This is a genomic window from Stenotrophomonas sp. GbtcB23 (assembly GCF_019091045.1).
GTDB classification, from domain to species: domain Bacteria; phylum Pseudomonadota; class Gammaproteobacteria; order Xanthomonadales; family Xanthomonadaceae; genus Stenotrophomonas; species Stenotrophomonas rhizophila_A.
Map to the genome: position 1 here is coordinate 1 of NZ_JAGXKC010000735.1, position 232 is coordinate 232.

Sequence of the window (232 nt, forward strand, 5' to 3'; positions counted from 1 at the left end):
GGCAGACGATCAGGATGAAGTCGTACACGTCCTGGATCGGGGCCAGCGCGCGCTTGAGCCGCTGTTCGCGTTCGCCCTGGCCCATCAGCTGGATCTCGGCGGCGGTCAGGGCGATGTTGCCCGGCAGCAGGTCGAAGCCTTCCGGGGTGGTCACCCGGGCGGCGGCCGCGGGGCTTTCGCCCAGCAGCAGGTCGCAGGGGGAGGTGGCAACTTCGCGCCTGTCCACGCCGCT

The 232-nt window shown here is 70.7% G+C and carries 1 protein-coding gene; it reads right to left on the reverse strand.

The window, feature by feature from the left end:
• Positions 1-232: AAA family ATPase (locus tag KVS69_RS20745; protein ID WP_217540234.1), on the reverse strand; the 232-nt coding region annotated here is incomplete at both ends.